Origin of the sequence: Thalassotalea mangrovi (assembly GCF_005116735.1) — a bacterium.
GTDB classification, from domain to species: Bacteria; Pseudomonadota; Gammaproteobacteria; order Enterobacterales; family Alteromonadaceae; genus Thalassotalea_A; species Thalassotalea_A mangrovi.
Genome location: NZ_SWDB01000003.1, coordinates 182,522 through 202,697, shown reverse-complemented (window position 1 = coordinate 202,697; position 20,176 = coordinate 182,522). Strand labels below are relative to the sequence as shown.

Annotated in this window: 19 protein-coding genes; 9 read left to right on the top strand and 10 right to left on the bottom strand. The window is 45.9% G+C overall.

Annotated elements, in window-relative coordinates; translation table 11 throughout:
- Window positions 1-252 precede the first annotated feature (252 nt).
- Genes E8M12_RS01680 through E8M12_RS01670 form a run of 3 tightly spaced genes read left to right on the top strand, consistent with a single transcriptional unit; the run spans window position 253 to window position 3,538 of the window.
- Window positions 253-1,548: a GntP family permease gene (locus E8M12_RS01680; protein WP_136734331.1), complete on the top strand. Its 1,296-nt coding sequence runs from the start codon at window positions 253-255 to the stop codon at window positions 1,546-1,548.
- A gap of 55 nt (window positions 1,549-1,603) precedes the next feature.
- Window positions 1,604-2,767, top strand: coding sequence for an E22 family MetX-like putative esterase (locus E8M12_RS01675; RefSeq protein ID WP_136734330.1), 1,164 nt, complete (start codon window positions 1,604-1,606; stop codon window positions 2,765-2,767).
- Between the two features lie 3 nt (window positions 2,768-2,770).
- Entirely contained in the window at window positions 2,771-3,538 is a 768-nt protein-coding gene (locus tag E8M12_RS01670; RefSeq protein WP_136734329.1) for a 3-hydroxybutyrate dehydrogenase, read from the top strand.
- Window positions 3,539-3,602: 64 nt separating this feature from the next.
- On the opposite strand, the gene E8M12_RS01665 is transcribed toward E8M12_RS01670, so the two are convergent.
- The gene (locus tag E8M12_RS01665) at window positions 3,603-4,082 is read right to left on the bottom strand and encodes an NUDIX hydrolase (protein WP_136734328.1); all 480 of its coding nucleotides are present in this window, start codon (window positions 4,080-4,082) and stop codon (window positions 3,603-3,605) included.
- A gap of 5 nt (window positions 4,083-4,087) precedes the next feature.
- The gene (locus tag E8M12_RS01660; protein ID WP_136734327.1) at window positions 4,088-4,975 is read right to left on the bottom strand and encodes a polyphosphate kinase 2 family protein; all 888 of its coding nucleotides are present in this window, start codon (window positions 4,973-4,975) and stop codon (window positions 4,088-4,090) included.
- A 309-nt stretch (window positions 4,976-5,284) separates the two neighbouring features.
- On the opposite strand from E8M12_RS01660, the gene pdxH reads away from it, so the two are divergent.
- Window positions 5,285-5,938, top strand: coding sequence for a pyridoxamine 5'-phosphate oxidase (pdxH, locus tag E8M12_RS01655; RefSeq protein ID WP_136734326.1), 654 nt, complete (start codon window positions 5,285-5,287; stop codon window positions 5,936-5,938).
- Between the two features lie 170 nt (window positions 5,939-6,108).
- Here pdxH and E8M12_RS01650 read toward each other — a convergent pair whose 3' ends face one another.
- Window positions 6,109-7,740: an electron transfer flavoprotein-ubiquinone oxidoreductase gene (locus tag E8M12_RS01650; RefSeq protein WP_136734376.1), complete on the bottom strand. Its 1,632-nt coding sequence runs from the start codon at window positions 7,738-7,740 to the stop codon at window positions 6,109-6,111.
- A 297-nt stretch (window positions 7,741-8,037) separates the two neighbouring features.
- Between E8M12_RS01650 and E8M12_RS01645 the strand changes: the two genes are divergently transcribed.
- The 3 genes from E8M12_RS01645 (at window position 8,038) to E8M12_RS01635 (ending at window position 10,164) form a co-directional block, all read left to right on the top strand.
- Window positions 8,038-8,787: an electron transfer flavoprotein subunit beta/FixA family protein gene (locus E8M12_RS01645; protein WP_136734325.1), complete on the top strand. Its 750-nt coding sequence runs from the start codon at window positions 8,038-8,040 to the stop codon at window positions 8,785-8,787.
- Complete coding sequence (locus E8M12_RS01640) at window positions 8,787-9,713, top strand: electron transfer flavoprotein subunit alpha/FixB family protein (RefSeq protein ID WP_136734324.1); 927 nt, start codon at window positions 8,787-8,789, stop codon at window positions 9,711-9,713. Before E8M12_RS01645 ends, E8M12_RS01640 begins: the two co-directional genes overlap by 1 nt.
- A gap of 124 nt (window positions 9,714-9,837) precedes the next feature.
- The gene (locus tag E8M12_RS01635; RefSeq protein WP_136734375.1) at window positions 9,838-10,164 is read left to right on the top strand and encodes a translation initiation factor; all 327 of its coding nucleotides are present in this window, start codon (window positions 9,838-9,840) and stop codon (window positions 10,162-10,164) included.
- A gap of 102 nt (window positions 10,165-10,266) precedes the next feature.
- Here E8M12_RS01635 and E8M12_RS01630 read toward each other — a convergent pair whose 3' ends face one another.
- Together E8M12_RS01630 and E8M12_RS01625 are read right to left on the bottom strand one after the other, a co-directional pair.
- Complete coding sequence (locus tag E8M12_RS01630; RefSeq protein ID WP_136734323.1) at window positions 10,267-10,878, bottom strand: fumarylacetoacetate hydrolase family protein; 612 nt, start codon at window positions 10,876-10,878, stop codon at window positions 10,267-10,269.
- 10 nt (window positions 10,879-10,888) lie between these two features.
- On the bottom strand, window positions 10,889-12,478 hold the full coding sequence (locus tag E8M12_RS01625; RefSeq protein WP_136734322.1) for a sigma 54-interacting transcriptional regulator: 1,590 nt from the start codon (window positions 12,476-12,478) through the stop codon (window positions 10,889-10,891).
- 271 nt (window positions 12,479-12,749) lie between these two features.
- On the opposite strand from E8M12_RS01625, the gene megL reads away from it, so the two are divergent.
- Window positions 12,750-13,988 (top strand): methionine gamma-lyase, encoded by a 1,239-nt coding sequence (gene megL, locus E8M12_RS01620; protein ID WP_136734321.1) that lies wholly within the window; start codon window positions 12,750-12,752, stop codon window positions 13,986-13,988.
- Window positions 13,989-14,744: 756 nt separating this feature from the next.
- Here the strand turns inward: megL and E8M12_RS01615 are convergent.
- The 5 genes from E8M12_RS01615 to E8M12_RS01595 all read right to left on the bottom strand — a co-directional run bounded on the left by E8M12_RS01615 (window position 14,745) and on the right by E8M12_RS01595 (window position 18,548).
- Window positions 14,745-15,596, bottom strand: a complete 852-nt coding sequence (locus tag E8M12_RS01615; protein ID WP_136734320.1) for an RluA family pseudouridine synthase — start codon at window positions 15,594-15,596, stop codon at window positions 14,745-14,747.
- 64 nt (window positions 15,597-15,660) lie between these two features.
- Window positions 15,661-16,293, bottom strand: coding sequence for a protein-methionine-sulfoxide reductase heme-binding subunit MsrQ (gene msrQ, locus E8M12_RS01610; RefSeq protein WP_136734319.1), 633 nt, complete (start codon window positions 16,291-16,293; stop codon window positions 15,661-15,663).
- Complete coding sequence (gene msrP, locus E8M12_RS01605) at window positions 16,294-17,319, bottom strand: protein-methionine-sulfoxide reductase catalytic subunit MsrP (RefSeq protein ID WP_136734318.1); 1,026 nt, start codon at window positions 17,317-17,319, stop codon at window positions 16,294-16,296. It abuts the gene before it with no gap.
- Window positions 17,320-17,549: 230 nt separating this feature from the next.
- Complete coding sequence (locus tag E8M12_RS01600; protein WP_136734317.1) at window positions 17,550-17,915, bottom strand: glutaredoxin family protein; 366 nt, start codon at window positions 17,913-17,915, stop codon at window positions 17,550-17,552.
- Window positions 17,916-17,999: 84 nt separating this feature from the next.
- Entirely contained in the window at window positions 18,000-18,548 is a 549-nt protein-coding gene (locus tag E8M12_RS01595; RefSeq protein ID WP_136734316.1) for a DUF2058 domain-containing protein, read from the bottom strand.
- 384 nt (window positions 18,549-18,932) lie between these two features.
- Here E8M12_RS01595 and pheA point away from each other — a divergent pair, with 384 nt between their 5' ends.
- The gene (pheA, locus tag E8M12_RS01590; protein ID WP_136734315.1) at window positions 18,933-20,120 is read left to right on the top strand and encodes a prephenate dehydratase; all 1,188 of its coding nucleotides are present in this window, start codon (window positions 18,933-18,935) and stop codon (window positions 20,118-20,120) included.
- The last annotated feature ends 56 nt before the right edge of the window (window positions 20,121-20,176 follow it).

Below are 20,176 nucleotides of genomic sequence, written 5' to 3'. Positions count from 1 at the left end.
CTTGCTATGAACAGCAAGTTCAACTCATTTAGTTTGCAGTATTTTTTTCAATCAAAAATAAATCTAGCGGATAGGTGAATAAAAGTAACTCATACTTAAGTACTATACCCAGCATCATTATTCTCGCGCACAATTTGTCTTAAGTGTCGGAAACCGCTCGTTAATATAAATATACGGATGGTAACTTCACCGTTGCAGCACAGTTTCTTTCGATCACCAATACAATCAATATCATTAGTTCAGGGAATACCTATGTTAAGTATGCTGGGTTTGGTCGGAGGATTAGTTTTACTGATCGTGCTGACCATGCGGGGAATGAACCTCTTTATCAGTGCGCCGCTGTGTGCACTGCTCGTCGCCATTTCGAATCAAATGGCCCTTCTTACCGGTGATGAATATTTTGTCGCTACCTATATGTCAGGCTTTACCGGTTTTATCGCCTCCTGGTTCTTCATGTTTTTGCTGGGTTCTCTTTTTGGTAAATTTATGGAAGACACGGGAGCAGCTGACAGCGTGGCCCGCTGGATTGTCGATCGCCTGGGAATGAAAAAGGCGGTATTTGCTGTGGTCGCCGCCTGCGCCATCTTAACTTATGGTGGGGTCAATCTATTCGTCGTAGCGTTTTCGGTGTATCCAATGGCACTGAGTTTGTTTAAAGATGCTAACCTGCCACGGCGCTTTATTCCAGCGGCACTGGCATTCGGTTCGGTAACCTTTACCATGACCTCTGCTGGTTCACCGGAAATTCAAAACTGGATCCCTATTAAATATCTAGGTACCTCACCATACGCTGGCTGGGAAGTGAGCCTGGTGGTTGCGGTATTTATGGCGTTGTTTGGCTACTGGTGGTTAAAGCGAATGATTACCAAAGCCGTGGCCAATGGGGAAACCTTTGTAGGCCGTGACGACGATCCACACATTCCTGAACGTGATTATCCACACCCGATCACTGGCTTGATTCCGCTATTGGTGGTGTTGGCGATTTCCTTCGGCTTTCACGATATGTTTGGCCACAATGCTCTGATCCTGGCACTCGGCGGCGGTGTACTCAGTATTATGATCATTAACGCGACGCACTTTCATAATATCAATCATGCGGTAAGCGAGGGCACTACTGGTGCACTGATCGCCATAGGTAATACTGCCGCGGTAGTCGGTTTTGGTGCTGTGGCGAAATCGACCGATGCCTTTCAGTTAGCCGTGGAGGTGATGACTCAGATTCCGGGTAATGAATTAATCGGAGCTGCTGTAGCCGTGAGTGTGATTGCCGGACTAACGGGTTCTGCTTCCGGCGGCCAGGCGATTGCATTACCGTTAATCGCCCCGCATTATATTGATCAGGGTGTCGAACCCGAAGAACTGCACCGGGTCGTAGCAATCAGCTCTGGTGCACTGGATACCCTGCCTCACAATGGGTATGTGGTAACCACCATACGGGCGATTTGTAAGGAAACCCACGCCAGCGCCTATTGGTCGATGTTTGCAATGACCGGTGTCGTGCCGCTGATTGGCCTGGCAATAGCCATTGGCTTGTTCATTCTGTTCTAAACTGTGAATAACTAAAGATTATTAACTAGTTAAGAAGAACAATAAGGTAACAATAATGAAAATATTAAAACTCTTGATTCTCACTTTATCTGTCTGCGCCAGTTCAGTGTGGGCGCAAACCATGTTGGTTGAGAAGCAACAATTCAGCCTGAATAATTTTCAAACCTTTAATGGCTCAACTATAGACACCGTCAATATTGGCTGGGAAGCCTATGGCGAGCTAAATAAAGACAAATCCAATGTGATTTTAATTACCCATTACTTTACCGGCACCAGTCACGCGGCCGGCAAGTATGCCGAAAGCGATCCACTGCCCGGCTACTGGGACGCTATTATTGGACCTGGTAAGGCCATAGATACTGATAAATTCTATGTGATCAGCTCAGATACCCTGGTTAATGCCAGCGCCAATGATCCTAATGTCATTACCACAGGTCCGGCATCCATTAATCCGAGAACCGGTAAACCCTATGGCCTGACATTTCCTGTGGTAACCATTCGCGATTTTGTCAATGTACAAAAAGCCTTATTGGACAGCCTGGGTATTAAGAAACTGCACGCTGTCGTTGGCCCATCAATGGGTTCCATGCAAGCGATCGACTGGGCGGTTGCCTACCCTGACATGGTTGAGCGTATGGTATCGGTTATTGGTGTCGCCGAATCGGATGCCTGGTTGACCGCAGCACTGGAAAAATGGGCCTTCCCCATTAAGCAGGATCCAAACTGGCAACAGGGCAATTACTATGGCAAGGAAAAGCCAATCACCGGCTTAACTCAGTCTTTGGCGATCATTACTCAGGAAGCTATGCACCCGGCAATTTTTAATGCGTCAAACCCTAACCACACAGCGTTACAAAAAGAGCCGTTACAGGACATCAATGCCAGCTATGCAGTCGTTGACTGGCTCTATGGCGCAGCAGAAAAACGCGCCGAAGTGATTGATGCCAATCACATCCTCTATCTGGTTCGCGCCTGCCAGACTTTTATTGCCGGCTATAACAATGATCTTGCTGGAGCGATGAAACAAATCAAGGCGAAAACCCTGTTCCTGCCAGCGACTAATGACTTACTTCTATTCCCAGCGATGGCCCAAAAAGCCCATGAGTTAATCGGTGAGTCGTCGCAGTACGATGAAATTGAAGGCATGTGGGGTCACCTGGACGGTATTTTCTCAATTCAGGACAAAGCCGATGCGATACGTACATTTTTGGAGCAGTAATTTATGACAGCACAAACCTTTTTAATTACCGGTGCCGCCAGCGGAATTGGTTTTGGCATCGCAAAGTCGATGGGACTCAAGGGCCACCAGGTGATCATCACCGATATCAATCAGCAACGGGTTGACGAGGCATTGACTGAACTCAAAAAAAACGGGGTGAGCGCCAGCGGTTACCCACTGGATGTCACCAGCAGTAAAGATTTAGATAATTTAATGGCAAGTCTCAATGGCGTGCGCATTGATGTACTGGTCAATAATGCCGGCATTCAGCACGTCTCGCGACTGGAAGATTTTCCCATGGATAAATGGCAACTGATTTTAGATGTTTTATTAGTTGGCCCTACTCGCAGCTGTCAAAGGATGCTGCCAAAAATGCGCGCCCAGGGTTTTGGACGCATCATCAATATCGGCTCGATTCACGGCCTGGTTGCTTCACCATTCAAGTCGGCTTACGTGGCTGCCAAGCATGGCTTAATTGGTTTTTCAAAAGTCATCGCGCTGGAAACCGCGGACACGGACATTACCATTAATACCATTTGTCCGGCTTACGTTAAGACGGCTCTGGTGGAAAAACAAATCGCCGACCAGGCCAAACAACATGGTATGAGTGAGGCGGACGTGATTGATAAAATCATGCTCGAACCGATGCCGAAAAAGTCCTTTATCGACATTGAGGAAATTGCCCATACCGTTGAATTTCTGGCCTCAAAGAATGCACGAAATATGACTGGTCAGGCTCTGGTCCTGGATGGCGGCTGGACCGTGAAGTAATTATCTGAGGATTATCTAGAGCAGTTTGTCATCTTGTTGGCAAACTGCCCTGTTTTTTTATGCGCTATTTTCTCGGCTCATAGGCGAGATTCTGATGCCAGAAATCCACCACATAATTAACTCGGGCGGTCAATAGTTCTCGATATTCCGGTAAATCGCTCAAGTGAACCCAGCGACACTCGATGATACCCTCTTCCACCTGCGGTGCAGTTTCATCATCATCACCACTGTATTTCATCAAAAACCAGTGAGTTTTTTTCAGGTATTTGGTATTACCATGGCGTGTCGTATGCCAGGTCGATACCAGTTTGCCGGTAATATGCAGCTTATCAATTACCAGTCCCGTCTCCTCGTTAACCTCCCGCAGGGCGGTTAGGGCAACATCCTGATTTTCTTCGATGCGCCCTTTTGGCATATCCCATTTACCACGTTTAAACATTAACAAAATGTGATGGGAGTCGTTATATACCAGACCACCGGCAGAAGCGATGGTGGGCAGACCGATAGTCTCTCGTAAAGTCGATTTCTTTGATTCTGACGTCATAATGGCTACTCAGTTTTACTGGCCTGAAAGTCCTCTTCCCTACTTCCCTGAAGGTTGTCGGCCTGCTCCTGCAATTCTTCCAGCACGGCTATCTGGCGCAAACTTAACCCTTTAAATTTGACCCCGGCCACCTCAATTTCCTGATTTTTAACAATCTGCTCTCCGGTTAATGGGGTGAAATCATCTTCGCCCAGCAGTCTGACTAAATGTAGCATACAAGTTAAACGTGCCTCGCGTTTTTTGTTGCCCTGAACAATAACCCATGGGGATTTCACCGAAGAGGTACTTGCCAGCATTTGTAATTTGTACTCAGTATAAAGTTTCCACTTTTTACGAGCCTTGAGGTCATTATCAGAAAACTTCCAATAGGTGAGTGGATTTCGTATCCGGTCTTCAAACCTGAGTAACTGGGTTTCTTCATCTACCGACAGATAGAATTTGACTAATAACAGGCCGTTATCGATTTGCTTATGCTCCCAATCAAGCACTTTATTCATAAAGTATTTATATTGAGGCTCTGTACAGTACCCCATTACTGGCTCAATCAGCGCGCGGTTGTACCAGGAGCGGTCGAAAAAGGCGATTTTGCCCGGTTTTGGAAGGTGTTTTTCGTAACGACGGAACCAATATTTTGACTCCGATGGGGTAGGAATACCAAGGGCAACAATATCAAAGAAACTGGGAATTAAAAATTCGGTAAAACGCTTGATGGTAGAACCTTTACCTGCCGCATCGCGACCATCAAATGTAATGGCGAGGCGCTGATTCTCGCGAACGAGTCTCTGTTGAATTTTCAGCAATTCAACCTGTAAGCGTTTCTTTTCTATTTGATAGTCCGCTTCACTGATCCCCGCATAGGGCGTCTCAATGTAATGAACACTATTTAGTTTCATGATAGATAAAGGGGGCACTTAAAAAGATCTCAAGTTTATTATTGTTTTATGACACTTTAATTACAGTACAGATTTTAGATTTTGCCAAATCAAAGCAATAAAACCTAATAATGTTAATAGGTTACAGAGAAATACAATTGATATTAATTCATTCATCATCCGTATTGGCTGCGCTCGGCATTTACTGGCAATACCTCCGGTAATCACGAAAATAGTTAAAACTTGTGTACCTCACATTTATGGTATTAACAATTTCTTCTGACTCAGCAATGCTGTTAAAATGACATTATTTACTCACTTTCTAACGCCATGACTCTTTTAGAAAAAATTCGCTGTTTATTCACCTTTGGCCAGGGCGTGGCAATGCCAATGGCTGACGTTCCCCAGGATAAATCTCCATTCGCGTTGTTTGACACCTGGTTTCAGGATGCCAATAAATCTGGCATTTTATTACCAGAAGCCATGTCGGTAAGCAGTTGTAGTGCCGAGGGGCAGCCTTCCTCCAGGATGGTGTTGTTAAAATCCTTCGATGAAAAAGGATTTGTGTTTTATACCAACTATGGTAGTCGCAAAAGCCAGGAACTAAATGACAATAACCAGGTAGCTTTATTGTTTCACTGGGCGGTATTACAACGTCAGGTGCGCATTGAAGGGAAGGTTGAGAAAATAACCGCACAGGAATCCGAAGCCTACTTCCACAGTCGTGGTCGTGGCAGCCAGATCGGCGCCTGGGCATCCAAACAAAGTAAGAAAATCGCCAGCAAAGACGAATTGCACCAAAAAGAAAAACAGTTTGAACAGCAGTTTTCTGGCAAACAGGTGCCTTTACCGGAATTTTGGGGCGGTTATCGTGTGGTTCCACATTACATTGAATTCTGGCAAGGCCGGGCGAATCGATTACATGATCGCTTGTGCTTTGAAAATGTAGATGGACAGTGGCAGACGTATTTGCTGCAACCTTAACAGACAAGGATTCGGGTCTCAGGTTTCAGGTCTCGGGTGCCTTAAGGCAATTCCTAATAGGTTCGTAGGTAGCCCCGAGACAAACTGGTCACCCTTCGACACCTCTAGTCACCTTGTGGAAATTTTAGTCACCATAAAAAAAAAGGCGCTAAACGCGCCTTTTTTGTTAGTTACATATTCGGGTAATTCGGTCCACCCGTTCCTTCTGGCGTCACCCAGGTAATGTTCTGACTTGGGTCTTTAATATCACAGGTTTTACAGTGAATGCAGTTTTGTGCATTAATCACAAATTTCGCGCCCTCATCACTTTCCTCGACTTCATAAACGCCAGCCGGACAGTAACGTTGCGCCGGCTCACCATATTTAGGCCAATTGACCGTGATTGGTATTTCCGCATCCTTTAATTGCAGGTGACATGGCTGCTCTTCTTCATGGTTGGTATTGGAAAGAAATACCGAACTTAATTTATCAAAGCTTAAGACGCCGTCTGGCTTTGGATAATGGATCATCGGCACTTCGCTGGCTAATTTCAGTTGTGCGTAATCCTGAGTATCGTCTTTAAAATTAAACGGCAACTTCCCGCCAAACAGGTTTTGATCCAGGGTATTGTAGGCGCCACCAAAAAAGGTGCCGAGCTTGTGCATTGCCGGACCGAAATTACGGCTGTTGTATAGCTCGTCATATAACCAGGAAGACTCAAACTTTTCGGTAAATGCGGTTAAGTCATTACCACCTTCGTCACCTGCTGCCAGGGCTGCAAAAATGGTTTCTGCCGCTAACATGCCAGACTTCATCGCCGTATGGTTACCCTTGATTTTGGCGAAGTTTATGGTGCCGGCGTCGCAACCCACCAGGACGCCACCCGGCATGGTCATTTTCACCAACGAGTTGTATCCACCTTTTGCCAGTGCCCGAGCCCCGTATGACACCCGCTTACCACCGTCAAGGTACTGCTTGTAAACCGGATGATGCTTCATTCGCTGAAACTCATCAAACGGACTTAAATGCGGATTTGAATAGTTAAGGTCAACGATAAGACCAACAAATACCTGATTGTTTTCCGCATGATACAAATAACCACCACCTGTGGTGTCGCCCGACAGTGGCCAGCCCGCTGTGTGTACCACCAGGCCTTCCTGATGTTTATCCGGATCGATATCCCAGATTTCTTTAAAGCCTATGCCGTAATGCTGCGGCGACTTACCTTCATCGAGGGCAAATTTGGCAATCAATTCCTTACCTAAATGGCCGCGGCAGCCTTCAGCAAAGATGGTGTATTTAGCCCGCAGTTCCATACCGGGCATATAAGAGTCCTTTGGATTGCCATCACGATCCAGTCCCATATCCTGAGTAATGACGCCGGCAACCTTACCATCTTCATAAATAACCTGTTGCGCCGGGAATCCCGGGAAAATTTCGACTCCCATCGCTTCTGCCTGTTCGGCCAGCCAACGACAGACATTGCCCATTGAAACAATATAGTTACCATCATTATGCATGGTTTTTGGCGTCGCAAACCCCGGCAGCTTGGTGCCTTTGTCGGCTCCGCTCAGATAATAAATGTCATCGCCGTTAACTTTGCTGTTAAGTGGCGCGCCAAGCTCCTGGTAATTAGGAAATAACTCTGCCAGCGAGCGTGGTTCAAATACCGCACCCGATAATATGTGAGCTCCGACTTCCGAGCCTTTTTCTACAACACAGACCATTAGTTCCTGTTCGCTTTCCTGGGCTTGCTGCATCAATCGGATTGCCGCCGATAATCCCGATGGACCGGCGCCAACAATCACGACATCGAATTCCATTGATTCACGTTCCACGTAAACCCCCTTAAATACTCGTTGTAATCATTATCATTTTATTTGTTGTGTACGTTATACCACTTTATCGTGCGGAAACCTACGTGAACACTTAATGAGATTGCGAAATATCAGTTTCGCTCCCGGTTGTCATTGACCTTTTTAACCGGCCTAAGTACTCTTTGATGCACACAACAAGAAGTTTCAAACGATAATTTAAAACACTTGATTGAATTTAGCCAGTAAGTGAAGTAAGTTATCTGCAAAAATGACGATTCGTGCCGCAGGCACCATGGGGTTGATATGAAAATTTTAGTGCCAATCAAACGAGTGATTGACTATAACGTTAAGGTTCGGGTTAAAGCCGATCAAAGTGACGTTGACTTAACCAATACCAAAATGGCCATTAATCCATTTTGTGAAATCGCGGTAGAAGAAGCAGTTCGCCTGAAAGAGAAAGGCGTTGCCAGTGAAATCGTTGCCGTGTCTATCGGTGATAAGTCCTGCCAGGAACAACTGCGTACTGCTTTAGCGTTAGGGGCAGACCGGGCAATTCAGATTGAAGCGGAAGGCAACCTGGACGCGCTTAACATTGCTAAATTACTACAGAAAGTCGTTGCCGAAGAACAACCTCAGATTGTCTTGATGGGTAAGCAGGCAATCGATAGTGATAATAATCAGACTGGTCAGATGCTGGCTGCATTAACCGGTTATGCCCAAGGCACTTTTGCCTCTGAAGTTGTGGTTGACGGTGAAAAGGTTTCGGTAACTCGTGAAGTCGATGGCGGTTTACAAACCCTTAGCCTAAACCTTCCGGCTATCATTACTACCGATTTACGCCTTAATGAACCTCGCTACGCATCGTTGCCAAACATCATGAAGGCCAAGCGCAAGCCATTAGATGTAAAGTCTGCGGCAGATTTAGGAATCGATTTATCACCTCGCACTAAGCTTTTGAAAGTTACGCCGCCGGCACAACGTGAAGCGGGTATTGTGGTTGAGACAGTGGATGAGCTGGTTGAAAAATTAAAAAATGAAGCGAAGGTGATCTAATGGCCATTTTAGTAATTGCAGAACACGACAATAACAGCCTGAAAGCGGAAACGCTGAAAACACTGAGCGCAGCACAACAAATTGGTGGCAACATCGATGTATTGGTTGCTGGTAGCAATTGCCAGGCCGTTGCCGAACAAGCTGCCAAAGCAAATGGTGTAGCTAAAGTATTAGTCGCAGACAACCCGGCCTATGCTGAACAACTGGCGGAAAATGTTAGCCTGCTGGTCAATGAAATCAGCAATGATTATGACTACATTCTTGCCAGTGCAACCACCACAGGTAAAAACTTCATGCCTCGCGTTGCTGCTTTATTAGACGTGGCGCAAATTTCCGACATCATTGCGGTTGAATCTGCGGATACCTTTGTGCGTCCAATTTATGCGGGTAACGCGATTGCAACGGTGCAAAGCCTGGATAGCAAAAAAGTCATTACCGTGCGAGCAACAGCATTTGATGCGGTAGCTAACGACGGCAATGCAACGATAGAATCTTTAAGCCATGCCACTGATGCAGGTGTTTCTGCCCACATTAAAGATGAGTTTACTGAGTCGGAACGCCCTGACTTAGGTGCCGCTTCCGTGGTTATCTCTGGTGGTCGCGGTATGCAAAATGGCGAAAACTTCCAGTTACTGGAAGGTATCGCCGACAAGCTTGGTGCTGCTATCGGCGCATCACGCGCGGCGGTTGACGCAGGCTTTGTGCCAAACGACATGCAAGTAGGTCAGACTGGTAAAATCGTTGCGCCTGACTTGTACATTGCCGTAGGTATCTCTGGTGCGATTCAGCATCTGGCCGGTATGAAAGACTCGAAAGTAATCGTTGCCATTAACAAAGATGCGGAAGCGCCTATCTTCCAGGTCGCAGATTACGGATTAGTCGCAGACCTGTTCGACGTATTACCAGAGTTGGAAAGCAAGCTGTAAAACAGCTTTGTACTAGTTATGAGTAAAACACCTGCGCAAGCGGGTGTTTTTTGTTTCTGGGCAGTGAAACCCATTGCCGGTATAATCCTCAACTATTCCCCCGAATGTATTAAGTGAACAGATGATGCGTGATCAATTATCAAAATTAGTATTTTCTACCGATGGCGGCCGTATCAAAGACGAACCACAAGAGCCAACCATCACGCCTTCCGATGGGATTGCCAGGGTGCGACGGGAAACCAAGGGTCGTAAGGGTAAAGGCGTGGTAACCATTACCGGCTTAGGACTAGCACCCAAAGAGTTAAAAGCACTGGCGAAAACGTTAAAGCAAAAATGCGGAACCGGTGGCACTGTAGTTGATGAGACTATTGAAATTCAAGGTGATAAGCGCGACGTCATCAAAGTAGAGTTGGAAAAATCCGGGTTTAAAGTAAAGTTTATTGGCGGTTAGGCGGAAACCAGAGTAGTTAATCTGGTTTCCTGGCTGCAAGCTGTATGCTGTAAGTCATAAGCTGTAAGCCATAAGCGGTAAGTTGTTATCCGTTGTTTGATGTTAGCGCGCTTTCCAAGTCTGGGTCACCAAGAGCTTGTCGCGTTGCTTTACTCGCGCTTCGAACAATGAACCTTTGCTAACTTCCCCTACACCTTTCGGCGTGCCGGTCATCACCACATCACCATCCTGCAATGTCATAAACGGTTGCAATTGCTTGAGAATAACGTCTGGCGAATACATCATCATCGTCACACTTCCGCGTTGGCGAGGTGCACCGTCAATATCCAGTTCAATGCTAAGATCATCTAATGAATCAATGGCAACAAATTCACTAAACAGCGCCGAGCCATCGAACGCTTTTGACCGTTCCCACGGCAGGCCCTTTTCTTTTAGACGGTTTTGCAAACCTCGCTTAGTCAGGTCTAGGCCAGCGCCTACCGCAGAAAACCTCCCGCCTTGGTATAAAAACGCTAACTCGGCTTCAAAATGCAAAGGTTCTTGATGGGTTGCCATTAATTGTTGCGTTATCGCCGAATTAGGTTTCATAAACACCACCATCTCCTTAGGGATTGCATTCCCCAACTCGGTAATGTGGTCGACGTAATTACGCCCAATACAGACGATTTTCGATGGGGTTATTAGCTGACTATTGAATTGAATCTTGTTTAACATCGATAGTTCCTTAACGATTTTTTTGTAAGCCATGCTGTCTTAACTTTATAGCAATGGTGTTGTGAGAGACGCCGAGGCGTTCGGCCAGCTTTCGGGTACTCGGGTAAAGGGGCAACAAGCGCTGTAACAGTTGTTTTTCAAAAGTCTGATGAGCGTGATGCAGGTCACGATAATCAACCGCATTCGCGTCTTGTTCAGAAGTTACGGGCAAAGCTGGTGAGTTATCCAAAGATTCGTTATAACGGGTATTACCATGTTGTTGTGAATCCTGTGCACCTTGTTGTAACGAGATATCGCGAATCTCGCCACCTTCGGCAAGAGCGACGGCTCTGAACAGGGTGTTTTGTAGTTGCCGGACATTTCCCGGCCAATCGTAGCTTTGTAATTTCTTTAACACCTCAGGGGAAATTGTCGGCAATGGTTGATTAATTTGCGTCGCCGCATTTTTAATAAACTGCTCTAACAGAAGAGGAATATCACCGGAACGTTCCCGCAGTGGCGGCAACGTCAAATTCAGGACATTGAGGCGATAAAATAGATCTTCCCGAAATTGTTTATCTTCAACCAGACTGGTTAGAGGTTCATGGGTCGCGCTGATGATCCGTACATCAACCTGTTTTTCTTTAACCCCACCAACCCGACGAAAACGGTAATCCTGCAAAAAGCGTAGCAATTTTGCCTGCAGGTAAACCGACATTTCAGCAATTTCATCTAAGAACACCGTACCGCCATCGGCAAGTTCCAGTAATCCTGGTTTACCGCCACTTGTTGCTCCTGTGAACGCCCCTGCAGCGTATCCAAATAACTCACTTTCTAGTAAATGTTCGGCGAGTGAGGCACAGTTTATGGCAAGAAATGGTTTGCGGGCGCGGCGACTATTATCATGCATGGCTCTGGCAAGCAGTTCTTTACCGGTGCCAGTTTCGCCCTGAATCAGTACTGGCAATTCAAGGTTTGAAAACTTGCGCGCCTGCTCGATAACTTGGGTTAATTTCAGGGAGTGACCGACGATATTATCAAAGCCACCACGGTCGGTCAGTTGGGTTGCGGCTAAATGGCGGCCCACATCTGCTAATGAACGAAGCACAAGTAGCGCCCCCTGAACCTTTCCATCCACTTTTACCGGGGTGATATCACAGAAATATTGATTGGCAGCAAAAGTAATTTCCTGGGTAACCGATTGTTCAGTCAGGAATACCCTGAGCTTCTGTTCGATACAGGACGTGATCATGATGCCAATTAAATCTTTGGTACCTGCCTGCCCCTTATATTGTCGCCATGCATCCAGAGCCGACTGATTAGCCATTAATATTCGCCCATCACGATCAATATCCAGTATCGGCTCCGGTATTTTTGCCAGCATTGCCTGTAATTGTTTTGCTGTCCGCTCGCCGGGCAGCAATTCAATTGCGTTAACTTGCTTTACTCCGGGAATCGCCAGCAACTCGCGCATCAAATCCAGATGGTCGTTGTCCAGATTCAGATAAGTATGAAATTTGGTCACTTCCATCGCTACCAGATTAACCCCAAGATCAGCGACTTTAGCGAGAATTTCCTGAGTCATCCCTACCCTGTCTTCCGATTCCACCGCCAAACGCATTCATGTCCCCAAGCAATATTAACAAGCACCTAACTGTAATATATAAATGACATTCGTAATAAAAACAATACAAAAATTAAAATCACTCAAACCACCCTGAAAATCGTAATAAAAACATGACAAACACATGTAAAGTCGCAAACAAAACAAACCATAAGATACTGATATAAAAGGATTAAAAAATACTGGCTTGAACCTTGCTGAACAGGAAATAACAGACATGCTTTCATGCGACTTAATAAAACGATAATAAAAAACGGGATGTAAGGTTATGAAAAACAAATACAATCATATTGAAACAGCAACCATTCATGCGGGCAGGATTAAGGACGAGCAGTTCGGTGCCCTGACTACGCCCATTTACCAGACCTCAACCTTTGTATTCGATAATGCCGAGCAAGGTGGGGAACGATTCGCTGGTGAATCATCCGGGTATATATATTCTCGACTCGGCAACCCAACGGTCAGGCAGTTTGAGATGAAGGTTGCTCAACTCGAGGGCATGGAAGATGCTGCGGCCACCGCAACCGGCATGGGTGCAGTCTCCGCCGCTTTGCTAACCAACTTATCTGCGGGTGATCATTTAATTGCCTCGAAAGCATTATACGGGTGCAGCTATGCGTTAATCCGTCATCAGCTGACTCGTTTTGGCATTGAGGTCACCTTTGTCGACATGACCCAAGAAGGAAGCATCGAAACCGCTGTAAAAGAAAATACCAAAGTGATATTTGCCGAAACGCCTATTAACCCAACCCTGGACGTCATAGACTTGGAGATGCTTGGTAATGTAGCGCGAAAGCACCAGCTGATCTCTATTGTCGATAACACCTTTTTAACCCCGATTCTGCAACAACCGATTAGATATGGGATCGATATCGTCATCCATAGCGCAACCAAGTATTTAAACGGTCACGGTGATGTGGTTGCAGGCATTGTCTGCGGCAGCAACAGTATGATTGAGAAAATAAAGCTGAGTGTGCTAAAAGATATTGGCGCGACTATGAGCCCACATGACGCCTGGTTAATTTTACGGGGAATGAAAACGCTGGCCATTCGTGTCAAACAACATTGTCAGTCAGCTCAGATTGTTGCTGAGTACCTTGAAGCACATCCGAAAGTAAAACGGGTTTATTATCCGGGTCTTAAAAATCATCCCGGCAATCCGTACATGGATAAACAGATGCTTGGTGCCGGTGGCGTCATTGGTTTTGAGATCATTGGCGGACTGGAAGATGGCAAAGCGATGATAAACTCAACCGAGTTGTTCTCGATCGCCGTAAGCCTGGGTGACGCCGAATCATTGATTCAACACCCTGCATCAATGACCCACTCTCCGTATTCTCCGGAAGAGCGACTGGAAGCAGGGATCAGCGACGGCCTGATTCGCATCGCCGTGGGGTTAGAGCATGTGGACGATATCATTGCCGACCTTGAACATGCGTTGTCCGTAGTTCCAGAGCAAACTGAATGCGTCGCAGGAGACGAGCAAAATATGGCAAACTGCGCATAAACAACCTCAGACATCGCCCGGTTTAATCGCTGTTGGCGATGTCACCCCCTCCCCATTGCAACGAACAGACATCGACCTGCAATCAACTTGAAAATTTCCCCAACCTATGCGGGGACGTTAGCAAACCTGTTACACAGACACCCATACTAAGCAAGCCATTTCTTTAATACCCTTGTAGTCAAACACGTGCAATAAGAAGGAGGAGGGAGATCACGGTATCGATGAATATCTACGCCATTAACTGGCGATAGTCATCTGCAAAGATAAGTGCCTAATTAAGACACCCACCCAAAAAGAGCCCACCTAATACCTAATTAAGACACCCATGCTAAGGCCTGTCATCCTGGAACGCCGGTATGCCTGGACACAGATAACCTGCAATAAACACCCATGAATTAACACAAAGACATGTTAACAAGACACCCACCATAGCCATCTCGATTAAAGGCTTGATTGAAACCGATTAGGAGGATTAAACGAGAATGCCCTTCGCTTATTTTCAAGTTTATGCATTGACCTTATGACGATTTAACCCGCAATAGCAGAGCAAATTTATTATGGGTGTCTTGATAAATTGTTGAAGAATAACAGAGCTGTTAATGTGGGTGTCTTAATAACACGATTTATAACTCGGTTAATGTGGGTGTCTTAATTACATGATTTATAACTCGGTTAATGTGGGTGTCTTAATAACTAGATTTGGGATGTCTCAATAACTCGTATAATGGTTTTGACATTTGAGTTCAGATTTTCGGTTCAACTGAGGTGAATATCCAGGGTCGGTGGCAAATGAAACTCCTTTAATTCGCCATTGCCTGGAGCGGGAAATGCCAGGTACACGGAGCAAAGTTGCAGGTTTTCCGATTCATCCCAGCCATCATCTGTCGCTGAATACAATCGGTCACCGACGATGGGCAGCTTAAGCTGGCTCAAATGACGACGAATCTGGTGCTTGCGACCGGTCTTAATCTCGACTTCCACCATACTACGATTCGTATCGGGCTGATAATCGAGGCATGTGATCACACTGACTGCGTGCCTGCCATCCAATTCATTCTCAACATTAAAACCTGTGAGTTCGGATGCATTACCGCAGACAATGGCGTGATAGCGTTTGCGAGTTTTCCGCCCTTCAAACGCCGATGTTAGTGCCCGAGTGCTGGATTTAGTGTGCGAGACTACTATTAAGCCTGATGTTGCCCGGTCAAGCCTGTGCACTAACAGGCATGGTCGTTGTGGATCCAGGGTCTGCTCAACAAAACGAGTGATGGTGGTATGATCGCTCCATTTTGATCCCTGTGACAGCATGCCAAAAGGTTTATACCAGACGCTGTAATCACCAGCATCGGTTACCAGTCGAGCCGGTTCGACCTGCTGCGCCAATACCACGTCGTTATAGTACAAATGCAGTTGCTGTCCCGGCGCCAGGATTCGGTTGGCTCGTCGCAAGCGGCTGGTTTTACTACCTGAGGTTAACCATACGCAACCTTTTTGCATCGCCTGCTTTATTTTACCTGCTGATAACGGCGTTATCGCTGTCAGAATACTCACGGCAGTATCGGCATCCGTTTCTACGTTGTGATGTATTTCCAGGATATTTTCAGACATTTTCTAAAACAGGCACGCTAAGGTCAGTGACTGATAGTTTACTGAGTCACAATGACAATTGCACTTATTGCTGCGAGATTCTTGCCACTTTACGACGAAGGTAATAACTCAATTTCTGACGGCGAAACAGCAGCAGACCGATGATCAGCAATATATAGATGACAGGCTCAGTAATATCGGATTTAACCGACCAGTAAAAATGAATAACGACCAATATTACCGCGGCATAAATAAGATTGTGCAAGGTTTGCCAATGGCGCCCCATTTTCCTTTTTAGGTGTCTAAATGAGGTAATTGCCAATGCCGTCAGAATAACAAAGGCGAGCATACCAAGAGTAATGTAGGGTCTCTCAATCACCTCATCAATAAACAAAGAAAAATCTAATTGCAACTCAAACAGGATGAAATTGAGCAAATGCAAGCAGGCAAAAAAGAAAACATATAATCCGAGAAGGCGGCGAAACCCCAGCAACCAGGGTAAGTTAAAGTTCCTTGCCAGAGGACTGACAGCCAGAGTCAGTAATAGCATGTTTAACGCCGACATACCGGTAAAATGAATAATCCCTTTGACCGGATCACTACCAAGCTGGTCGGTAATGGCAAGGAAATAATAATAGCCAACCCAACTAAGCGCTGTCAGGTGAATACATATTTTCGCGGCAATTAACGCCGCGCGGGAAGGTCTGCGAGTCATCATCTAGTAGTTTTTGCTCAAGTCCATGTCTCGATACAGGTCTGCCACTTGTTCACCGTAGCCATTAAACATCTGGGTTTTGATCCGGTTACGGGTGAACAAGCCACCTTTAGTGATGCGTCTTTCACTGGCCTGACTCCACCTTGGGTGATCAACCTCTGGGTTCACATTGGCATAGAAACCATATTCGTGTGGCGCCAATATATTCCAGGTGGTAGGCGGTTGTTTTTCTGTCAATTGAATTTCGACGATAGATTTGATGCTCTTAAAACCATATTTCCATGGCACGACAAGACGTACTGGAGCGCCATTTTGTGGCGGCAGGGTTTTCCCGTATAGCCCAACGGATAACAGGGTTAAGGGGTTCATCGCCTCATCTATTCTCAGCCCTTCGACATAAGGGTAATCGATACCGCCGCCAACCAAACGACTGCGCTGGCCCGGCATCTGCTCGGGGTCGTACAAGGTTTTAAAGGCAACATACCTGGCTTTACTAGTCGGTTGGGCGCGCTTAATTAACTTTCCAAGCTCAAATCCCAGCCAGGGAATTACCATCGACCAGGCTTCGACACAACGTAATCGATAGATGCGCTCTTCGATGACAAACTGAGAAAACAGTTGTTCATAATCGAGGGTAAAAGGCTTCTCTACCTCGCCGCCAACCTTCAGGCTCCATGGGTTAACCCTGAAGCTTTGCGCATTCTCAGCTGGTTGATGTTTCTGCGAACCAAATTCATAAAAATTGTTGTGGCTGATCACCTTAGCTTCTGGCGTCAACGCATCAGGGACGGTCTGTGCATTTGACTTTGCAAAGTCAAGATCCTGGGTTTTAAAGGTATCCGCTCTCGCTTTGCCACTACCAACAATACCATTTGTCCATAACAAGGTGCTGGCACCAATAAACCCCAAGCCTCTCAACAACTGGCGACGCTGCTGGTAGACAGATTCATCGGTAACATCAGACTCGGTCATATACCTGCGGCGGCCATCCACAATAACTGAGCTTTTATCCTTAACTTTTATCAACATACGTTCACCCTGATAATGTATATAGACAAAGACAGCGTAAACCAGAATAAACTTTCTGAAATTCGGTGAAAATTCCTCTTATCAGGCAGATAAAACTGAGATTAAAAAAATTCGCGCCTACAAACTTCAAAGAGTAGCGATTCCCTAATCAGGGAATCCGCTGATAAAAAAAGGGCAACGATGTAACTCGTTGCCCTTTTTCAAATTAATAATAAATTAACCTGGTGGATTTAAGCGGCTCGCGCGACCCGCTGCAAATAATCAACAATATCGCTGGATTCATACATCCATTGTGAACTGCCGTCGGCGTTATCGATACGCAGGCAAGGAACGGTGCGCTTACCACCTTTTGCAACCAGTTCGTTCAATGTCTGCTGTTGCTTGATATCTCGAAGTTCAATATTCAGGTTTTCACGTCGAATCGTGCGACGAACCTTGACACAGAAAGGACAGGCATTGAGCTGGTAGAGACTGAAACTCTGTGTTTTTGCGTCTAGTGCCTGTTGTTGCTCGGGCTCACGCTTTGCTTTTTTCGGGGCAAAGATAAAGTTAAACAACAAAATAAGTCGTCCTAAAATGAAACGAATTAGCGCCATGATAGCTCCTGTTCTTAAATAACGAATAAATAAAAATGACCCGGCACTTATTAAGAACCGGGCCACAAAATGGACGTAAACGATTTACCACATTAAATCATCTGGGATTTGATAATCGGCGTAAGGGTCATCCTCATCAGCTTGTGGGTCCTGGTTTTCATGATTTACCAGCACCACGCTGGCATCAAGGGTGGCAACCTTTTCGGCCGTTTGTTCAGTGACTACGTAAAATTTGTCATCCAGCACACAAAGCGCAAGAACGCCACGAGTCAGTGCTGAATGGGTTTTGTCATCGATAAACAGGCTTTTCACCTTATTATCCTGGGTGAAATTAAATTTTACCTCACCGTCAATGCCCTTCAGGCTGTGATGTTCAAGAATCTGCGCAATACGTTGCTTCAGTTCTTTCGCTGCCTGCGCCTGCTGGCGATCGGCATTAAGCTGCTGGTCTTTTTTCGCCTTTTCCTCGCGGGCAACCTGTAAATCCTGTTTGACCTGCTCTTGCAGGCTAGCATCAACCTGTGCGCCACTGCGCTTTTGTTTGTTGCGTTTGCGCTTATCACTATTCGCCTGTCGGGCCTTTTGTTTGGTAGTTAAACCGGCTTTTAAAAGCTGATCCTGTAATGACGCCATAACACTTATCGATTCCTAACTATAATCCTGACGCTATTTTACCAGAATCCTGACTAAATCAAATAACGGTTGACAGTTTTTAACCGCTCCCCTACTGTAGATTGAGATAGCAATTTTCGTTGCCGGTTCTGATATAAAAAACAATGCCTTGTGTAACCAGGGTAACGGATAGCTCGGGTAAATCCTGTTTCTCTGAGGATTGCCAAATAATATTTAGTCAAATTAATCGAACGACAATTTCACGAAACATATGAAACATTTGATCGCTGTGCTTCACTTTATGACATTTATTCGGTGTTAACCGGAGGGATTGTCGTCGAAGCATTACGATAAAAACCTCCGAAAGGAGGTTTTTTTATGCGCAAAAAATCATGGTGACAGGCAATGGAAGAACAATTGGATTTACTGAAAATTCGCGAGCAAATCTCAGCGTTAGATCAACAATTATTGAGTTTAGCGGCTAAGCGTCGGGAGTTAACCCTCAACGTAGCAAAAAGCAAAGCCCATATCATACGACCGGTTCGCGATCAGCAACGAGAGCAGGAACTCCTGGTAAGATTAATTCAGCAGGGCAAGGAGCTTGGGCTGGATGCCCACTATGTTACCCGGCTGTTTCAGTTAATTATTGAAGACTCGGTATTAAACCAACAAGCCTACCTGCAGCAATTAAAGAACCCCAATATTAAAACGCCGACCGTTAGCGTTGCTTATCTTGGCGATAAAGGTTCATACAGTTATCTCGCCAGCCACCGCTACTTTTCAAGACGCGCAGAAGAGATCATTGAATATGGCTGCGCCAGTTTTAACGATATTCTCAATGAGGTCGAATCCGGCAATGTCGATTACGGCATGCTGCCGATTGAAAACACCAGTTCAGGCAGCATTAACGAGGTCTATGACTTGTTGCAACATACCAACCTCGCCATTGTCGGCGAACTCTCCCAGCCAATTGAGCATTGCCTGTTAGCGGCGGTCAATACCACCCTCGAGCAAATCGACACCATTTATGCCCATGCCCAACCGGTACAACAGTGCAGCAATTTTTTAAATAAACAGCAGCAGATCCGTATTGAATACTGTGAGAGTAGCGCGGATGCGATGCAAATGGCTCAGAAACTAAAACTAGCCAATGTCGCGGTAATCGGTTCTGAAGAAGGCGGGCAGTTATACGACTTACAGGCCTTACAAAAAGGTATTGCCAACCAGGATGAAAATCATTCCCGCTTTATCCTGGTTGCCCGGAAACCGGTTGATGTCGCTGAGCAGATTCCGGCGAAAACAACGTTAATATTAGCCACAGGCCAGACACCGGGTGCTCTGGTTGATTGCCTGGTTATCCTCAAGCAATATGGCATCAATATGACGAAACTTGAGTCGCGGCCGATTCAGGGGCGTCCCTGGGAAGAAATGTTCTACATTGATTTGGAGGGAAATGTGAAGTCGGTGGCGATGCAGGAGTGTTTGAGCAAGCTTACCGAGCTGACCCGATTTATTAAAGTACTAGGCTGTTATCCTAGCGAGCAAGTAACGCCAACCAGTGTCCCGTTTGCGGCCTTAAAACACGAAGAATAATGGCAGCAATCTGAATGGCGTTTTATGAAATAATCCTGCCCTTTATCAAAGGGCAG